3 protein-coding genes and 3 pseudogenes are annotated in these 7,330 nt (G+C 60.2%); 1 reads left to right on the plus strand and 5 read right to left on the minus strand.

The window, feature by feature from the left end; translation table 11 throughout:
• Positions 1–1,428 (minus strand): arginine-ornithine antiporter, encoded by a 1,428-nt coding sequence (gene arcD / locus B7L09_RS24605; RefSeq protein ID WP_094471018.1) that lies wholly within the window; start codon positions 1,426–1,428, stop codon positions 1–3.
• A 430-nt stretch (positions 1,429–1,858) separates the two neighbouring features.
• On the opposite strand from arcD (B7L09_RS24605), the gene arcD (B7L09_RS24610) reads away from it, so the two are divergent.
• Positions 1,859–3,286: an arginine-ornithine antiporter gene (gene arcD / locus B7L09_RS24610; protein ID WP_094471019.1), complete on the plus strand. Its 1,428-nt coding sequence runs from the start codon at positions 1,859–1,861 to the stop codon at positions 3,284–3,286.
• A 127-nt stretch (positions 3,287–3,413) separates the two neighbouring features.
• On the opposite strand, the gene B7L09_RS24615 is transcribed toward arcD (B7L09_RS24610), so the two are convergent.
• The 4 genes and pseudogenes from B7L09_RS24615 to B7L09_RS32490 form a co-directional block, all read right to left on the minus strand.
• The gene (locus B7L09_RS24615) at positions 3,414–4,745 is read right to left on the minus strand and encodes a CoA transferase (RefSeq protein WP_094471020.1); all 1,332 of its coding nucleotides are present in this window, start codon (positions 4,743–4,745) and stop codon (positions 3,414–3,416) included.
• A gap of 172 nt (positions 4,746–4,917) precedes the next feature.
• Positions 4,918–5,442, minus strand: a pseudogene (locus B7L09_RS32920) (methyl-accepting chemotaxis protein); the annotation flags it as partial.
• A gap of 333 nt (positions 5,443–5,775) precedes the next feature.
• A pseudogene (locus B7L09_RS32925) lies at positions 5,776–7,056 on the minus strand (methyl-accepting chemotaxis protein); the annotation flags it as partial.
• Between the two features lie 202 nt (positions 7,057–7,258).
• Positions 7,259–7,330, minus strand: a pseudogene (locus tag B7L09_RS32490) (DUF454 domain-containing protein); the annotation flags it as partial.

Genomic DNA, 7,330 nt, shown 5'->3' on the forward strand with positions numbered 1-7,330 from the left:
TTACAGTGTCAGGAAGCCGGCGTAGAGCCCGTAGGCCGCCACCAGGGCGCCCACGACTACCGCGGCGAATATCAGCTTCTCGACGTTGGTGAAAATCGGTTTGCCCAGTTCATGCTTGGCCTTGGCGAACAGGATCGCGCCAGGCGCGTAGAGCAGGGCGGACAGCAGCAGGTACTTGGTGCCACCGGCGTAGAGCAGCCAGATCGCGTAGATCAGGGCGACGGCGCCGATGAACAGGTCTTTCTTGCGTTCGGCCGCTGCGTTTTCATAGCTCTCGCCACGCACCGCCAAAAGCAGGGCGTAAGCTGCTGACCACAGGTAAGGCACCAGAATCATCGAAGTGGCGAGGTAAATCAGCGACAGGTAAGTGCTGGCGGAAAACAGCGTGATCACCAGGAACACCTGCACCATCGCGTTGGTCAGCCACAGGGCGTTGACCGGCACATGGTTGGCATTTTCCTTACGCAGGAACTCCGGCATGGTGTGGTCCTTGGCGGCGGCGAACATGATCTCCGCGCACAGCAACACCCACGACAGCAGCGCCCCCAGCAGGGAGATGATCAAGCCGACGCTGATCAGCACCGCGCCCCAGTGACCGACTACATGCTCCAGCACGGCGGCCATCGACGGGTTCTGCAATTTGGCCAATTCCGGTTGGGTCATGATCCCCAGGGACAGCACGTTCACCAGCATCAGGAACAGCAGCACGGTGATAAAACCGATGACGGTAGCCTTGCCCACGTCGGAGCGTTTTTCCGCACGGGACGAGAAGATGCTCGCGCCTTCGATGCCGATGAATACCCACACGGTAACCAGCATCATGTTGCGCACCTGGTTCATCACACTGCCCAGGTCCGGGTTTTTCACGCCCCAGATATCGGCGGTGAAAATGTCCAGTTTGAACGCGAACACGGCGATCAGCACGAACAGCACCAGCGGCACCACCTTGGCGACGGTGGTCACCAGGTTGATGAACGCGGCTTCCTTGATCCCGCGCAGCACCAGAAAGTGCACGGCCCACAGCAACACCGAGGCGCCAATCACCGCCGCAGGCGTATTGCCTTCGCCGAAGATCGGAAAGAAATAGCCGAGGGTGCTGAACAGCAACACGAAATACCCGACGTTGCCCAGCCAGGCACTGATCCAGTACCCCCAGGCGGACGAGAAACCCATGTAGTCGCCGAANCCGGCCTTGGCGTAGGCATACACCCCGCCATCCAGGTCAGGTTTGCGATTGGCCAGGGTCTGGAACACGAAAGCGAGGGTCAGCATGCCGATGGCGGTAATNGCCCAACCGATCAGCACNGCGCCGACGTCGGCACTGGCGGCCATGTTCTGGGGCAAAGAGAAAATCCCGCCACCAATCATAGAGCCGACAACCAGTGCAACCAGTGCGCCCAGTCGAAGTTTTCCGGGAGATTCAGACATTGCATGACTCCAATGCAGGAGAAGAGAGACCACAGAATAATTCTGTGCNCTGTTCAATTAGCTGACATGGATCAGTGCATGGGCACATTCCATTGTTAATGAAAGACTTATGAACTTTTCGCGGTCATAACTGTATAACCGCAAATGCCCTTTCCAGAGGCCTTGGCTAGATTTAATGGCCGCAACCCGGAATTACTTGGAGTTTTGAAGCTAGTCTGTTTTCGGGTTTACGCAAATTTTTGACGTCTGTTTTCAGTACAGAATTGATTTATCAGGATTGACACACAAAACTGTTAAGCACCGATGAGCCATAGATTGATCGGTTATAAATAAAAGACGTTATTTTCCGTTAACTAATAAACGGTTAAATCCGTTATCCATTTAGTTAAAGTTTATCCATTTGAGGCTAGGGAGCNAAAGGGGATGTCGCATGTCGCAACCGACGCAAAAGCTTCGCCTGAGTGCGCTGATCGCCCTGGTGGTGGGATCGATGATTGGCGGCGGGATTTTTTCCTTGCCACAAAACATGGCCGCGCGCGCCGGAGTGGGCGCCGTGTTGATCGGTTGGGCGATCACCGCCGTCGGCATGNTGACCCTGGCCTTCGTGTTCCAGACCCTGGCCAATCGCAAACCTGAACTGGACGCCGGGGTGTATGCCTACGCCAAGGCCGGGTTCGGCGATTACATGGGTTTTTCATCCGCGTGGGGTTACTGGATCAGCGCCTGGCTGGGCAACGTCGGGTACTTCGTGTTGCTGTTCAGCACCCTGGGTTACTTCTTCCCGGTGTTCGGCCAGGGCAATACGCCGGTCGCTATTGGCTGCGCGTCGCTGTTGTTGTGGGCCGTGCATTTTCTGGTGCTGCGCGGCATCAAGGAGGCGGCGTTCATCAACCAGATCACCACCGTGGCGAAGATCGTGCCGCTGGTGATGTTTGTGGTCATCACCGCCGTCGCTTTCAAGGCGGACGTCTTCACCCGCGATATCTGGGGCTTGGGCAATCCGCAATTCGGCAGCGTGGTTGATCAGGTGCGCAACATGATGCTGGTCACCGTGTTCGTCTTCATCGGCATTGAAGGCGCCAGTGTGTACTCGGCCAGGGCGGAGAAGCGCTCGGATGTCGGCCGGGCCACGGTGATCGGTTTTCTCGGCGTGNTGGCGCTGCTGGTACTGGTGAATGTGTTGTCGCTGGGGATCATGAGCCAGCCGGAACTGGCGCAATTGCAGAACCCATCCTTGGCAGGTGTGCTGGAACATATTGTCGGACCTTGGGGCGCGGTGGCGATCAGCATCGGCCTGGCGTTGTCGTTGCTGGGGGCTTTGCTGTCCTGGGCGCTGCTGTGCGCAGAAATTCTNTACGCCACGGCCCATGACAAGACCATGCCGGCCTTCCTGAAAAAGGAAAACGCCAACCAGGTGCCGGTCAATGCGCTGTGGCTGACCAACGTGATGATCCAGATTTTCCTGCTGATCACGCTGTTTTCGGCAGGCACTTACACCAGCCTGATCTACCTCGCATCGTCGATGATCCTGGTGCCGTACCTGTGGTCGGCGGCGTATGCGGTGCTGTTGAGCGGACGCGGCGAAACCTATGAACACGCGTCGGCCGAGCGGACCAAGGACCTGATGATCGGCGGCATCGCCCTGGGTTACGCGGTGTGGTTGTTGTACGCGGGCGGGGTGAAATACCTGCTGCTGTCGGCGTTGTTGTATGCGCCAGGGGTGATCTTGTTTGCCAAGGCCAAGCATGAGCAGGGCGAGCCGTTGTTCACTCATATCGAGAAAGGCATTTTTACCTGCGTCATCAGCGGGGCGGGGCTGGCGGCGTATGGGTTGTACAGCGGGTTGCTGTCGTTGTGAGGTGGCTGCGGGCACCGGTTTTGTGTTGAGTGTTCTGGCCCCATCGCGAGCAAGCTCGCTCCCACAGGTTTGTGCTCGACGCAGATCCAATGTGGGAGCGAGCCTGCTCGCGATAGCGATCTGACGGTCACCACCACTGCGCGCGATGGGCACCCAATTCCGAAGCTGGAAGTGCCCATTGCAATGGAGTACCGGTTATTTTCAGCGGCACATGAAGCCGATGTGCGGGCCCCCAAGGGGTTTGCTCTACCAGCATCCCCTGATCGTTTTCATCTTCAGCTCGCAGCGCCTCACCCGTCCCGGCACCGTTCTCAATCAACAACTTCGCCGTGCGCGCCAACGACAACCTGGCCGACCCACCCCGTCCCAATAACGTGATCGCCGCAGCCGCCATTAAATACCCGGTTGCATGATCCAGCGCCTGAACCGGCAGCGGCATCGGTTTGTCCGCTTNTTTCCAGGCCATGCCCGCGTCAGCAATCCCGCAGCTCATCTGCACCAGGCTGTCGAAGCCGCGACGATTACGCCATGGGCCGCTCCAGCCGTAGGCATTGAGGCACACATCAATCAGGCCCGGCGCCAGTTTTTCCCGCTCGGCGACACCGTAGCCCAACTTTTCCAGTGCATCGGCGCGGTAGCCGTGGAGCACGATATCGGCGTCCTTGAGCAGGCCTTCGAACACGGCTCGATCGTCCTTGCTGTGCAGGTCCAGCCGTGCACAGCGTTTGCCCAGCGTGACTTCGGGCACCACGCCGGGTTCGTTCCAGGTTGGTGGATCGATGCGCAACACATCGGCGCCGAGGCCGGCGAGAACACGACTGGCGACGGGACCGGCCAACACGCGGGTCAAGTCCAGCACCTTGATGCCGGCCAACGGTTGCGCCACAGAACCTTTCCAGGGTTTCGCGTGTTGACCGCCGCTGGCGCTGAACTGAATCAACGGCTCGGCGTTCACCGCCAGGCCCTGGGAATGCGCTTGCCATTGCGCCCAGCTGCGCATCTCGGCGGCGCAACCACCGGCATCGACCACGGCCTGTTCCAGATCGGTTTTCGCCCATTGCGCAACCTTGCTCGCCATCGCGGCACGGTCGGCACAGCTGCCGAGCACGCTTTCGGCGGCGGCGCGGTGATGCGGTGCGTTGGTGTGCAAGCGGATCCAGCCGTCCTGGGTCGCGTAGTCGCCGGCCACCGGGTCCCACAGCGGTGGAACGCTCCAGCCCACGGGGCGGATCGAGGTGGCGAACCAGAAAGAGGCCAGGCGGCGGTCGACTTCAAGGCTGGGCAAGCGACCGGTGTGTTGCTGCAGAAATTCGCTGACTGCTTGGCCGGCGGCAGCGATGCTGGCGCAGGCCAGGTCAGTCACGGCAAACGCCGAGGGCAGGGCGCCGCTGGACGTGAAGGGAATCGGCGTGTGAGGCAAGCCGAGTGCGGCTTGAATGGACGTGAGTAAACCAGTCATCGAAGGCCCTCCGGAACGAGAGCTCGAGCATAGATCAAAAAACTGCCCGCCCGGATTAAATCCCCTTGTGGGAGCGGGCTTTTGTGGTGAGGGGGCNNGCTGCTGCGCAGCCGAACGGGGCGGTGCGGGCGTTCCGACAAGCCCCCTCGCCACAGGGGGCGGTGTTTCAACCTTAAACGCGGAACTGATCCATCAATTTCATCTGGTGGGTGGTCAGCGAGTTGAGTTGGCTGCTGATCTGCGCTGATTCGGTGGCCTGGCCGGTCAGGGTTTCGGTGACGGTGCGGATCGCCGAGACGTTGCGGTTGACCTCTTCGGCCACCGCGCTTTGCTGTTCGGCGGCGCTGGCGATTTGCAGGTTCATGTCGCTGATCACNGTGACCGCATCGCTGATCTTGCNCAAGGCNTGGACCGCTTGCTGGATCTGCCCGGCGTTGCTGTGGGCCTGGGTCTGGCTCGAATGCATGGTGGCCACCACACCGCGCGTGCCGGTCTGGATGCGCTCGATCACGATGCGNATTTCTTCCACCGAATCCTGGGTACGTTTGGCCAGGTTGCGCACTTCGTCGGCCACCACCGCAAANCCACGCCCGCTTTCNCCGGCGCGCGCGGCTTCGATGGCGGCGTTGAGTGCCAGCAGGTTGGTCTGCTCGGCAATGCTGCGGATCACTTCCAGCACCGAGCCGATCTGCTCGCTGTTCACCGCCAGGGCTTCGACTTCACTCACCGCTTTGCTGACTTCGTCGGCGAGGGTGGTGATATCACGGGTGCTCTGTTCAATGATCGACATGCCATCACGCGCCGACTGGTCGGCGCCTTTGGCCGCATTGGCGGCGTTGGAGGCGCTGTTGGCCACTTCATGGGCGGTAGCGCTCATTTCATTGGAGGCGGTGGCGACCTGGTCGATTTCGCGGAACTGCACCTGCATGCCTTCGCTGGTCTGGCGCGCGATGGCTGAAGACTGATCTGCCGTGCCACGTGCTTCGGTGATGCTTTGCTTGATCTGTGCGATGGTCGGCTGCAGCTTGTCGAGGAAGCGGTTGAACCAGTTTGCCAGCTCGCCCAATTCGTCTTTNTTGCTGTAGTGCAGGCGTTGGGTCAGGTCGCCGTCGCCGCTGGCAATCGCCTTGAGCATTTCGGCGACGCTGTTGATCGGCCGGGTCACGCCCGACGCGGTGAGCCAGATCAGCAACAGACCGACCAGGCCGGCCGCGACAGCCACCAGCACCGCTTTGATCGTGCCGCTTTGCTGGGCGTCATCGAGCACCGCTTGCAGCTTGACCGAGTCGGCCAGCAGCACTTGTTTCGGCAGGTCGATCACCACACCCCAGGCTTTGGAGTCGCTGATCGGGCTGACCGGGTACACCGCACGAATCAAATCGCCTTGTTCGAGGATCTTTGGTGTGCCGCCGCTGAGCAGTTGCAGGATGTCCTTGCCTTCAGCGCCCAGAGTGTCGCCGATGCTTTTGCCGACTTTGCTCGCGTCGACGCTGTAACCGGCCAAGACACCGCTGCCGGAAACGATCAGCATGTGCCCGGCGCTGTTGAACAGGTCACGCTGGGAATCGACCGCCGCTGCTTGCAGAGCGTCGAGGGCGATGTCGACACCGACCACGCCGATGGATTTGCCGTCCACCAGCAGCGGGACGGAAATGGTGGTCATCAGCATTTCCTTGCCGCCGACGGTGTCGGCATACGGGTCCAGCAGGCAGGTGCGTTTGCTGTCGCGAGGGCAGGTGTACCAGCTGTTGTAAGGCGTGCCGCTGAGGCTCAAGGTGGTTTTGGTCATGTCATCTTCGACCATGATCGTGTTGATCCCGGCCCCACCGGCACGGCTCCAGTAACTGGCAAAACGCCCGGATTCATTGGACTGGCGTGCTGCATCGTTGGCGAACTCGCTGTCCTTGCCGTCCAGGNCGTTGGGTTCGAACGACAGCCAGATACCCAGCACTTTGCTGTTGCGCTCGAAGGCGGTCTTGAGGCTCTGGTTCAACTCTTCACGCAAGGCACCGGCGTCCAGCGAACGCTTGGCGGCCATGGTGCGCATGTCCTTGATCTGATCGGCCAGGGCGGTCACCACCAGCAGGCTTTCACCAAAGGTCTTCTGCACCCGCACCGCTTGTTCGGCGGCCTTGGCCTGAAGCAGGTCCTGCACGCTGGTGGTGAGCATCTTGCGGCTGGAGGCGCTGACCAGTTCGTCGTTCTGGTTGGTCTGGTAAAAGTTCATGCCGACGATCAACGCGACCACGCCAAGCAGGCACAGGCCGGACAGCAAGACGATTTTCAGGCGGATAGAGAGAGAGTCGAACATAGGGCGAACTCGCGAAGGGATGAAGTGTTGGCTGTGGGCCGATGTCGACCCGGTTCGCCAAATCCATTCAGCGCCATTCAATGCACATCGGCGTGGGACGAGGATGCATGATGGTGGCTCCGACGAGCGGTCATGGTTGAACGTTTGCGCAGAAAAATGTGCCGTAAAGCGGGTTTTAAACGGGAGTAAATCGCGGCGTCGATCAAGACAGTTGCGGCAATGATTCCGGTCGCGACCAGATCCAAAGATTGCCCAGGCTCATGCCAGCAATCGC

The organism is Pseudomonas mandelii, from assembly GCF_002251635.1.
Taxonomy (GTDB): Bacteria; Pseudomonadota; Gammaproteobacteria; order Pseudomonadales; family Pseudomonadaceae; genus Aquipseudomonas; species Aquipseudomonas mandelii_B.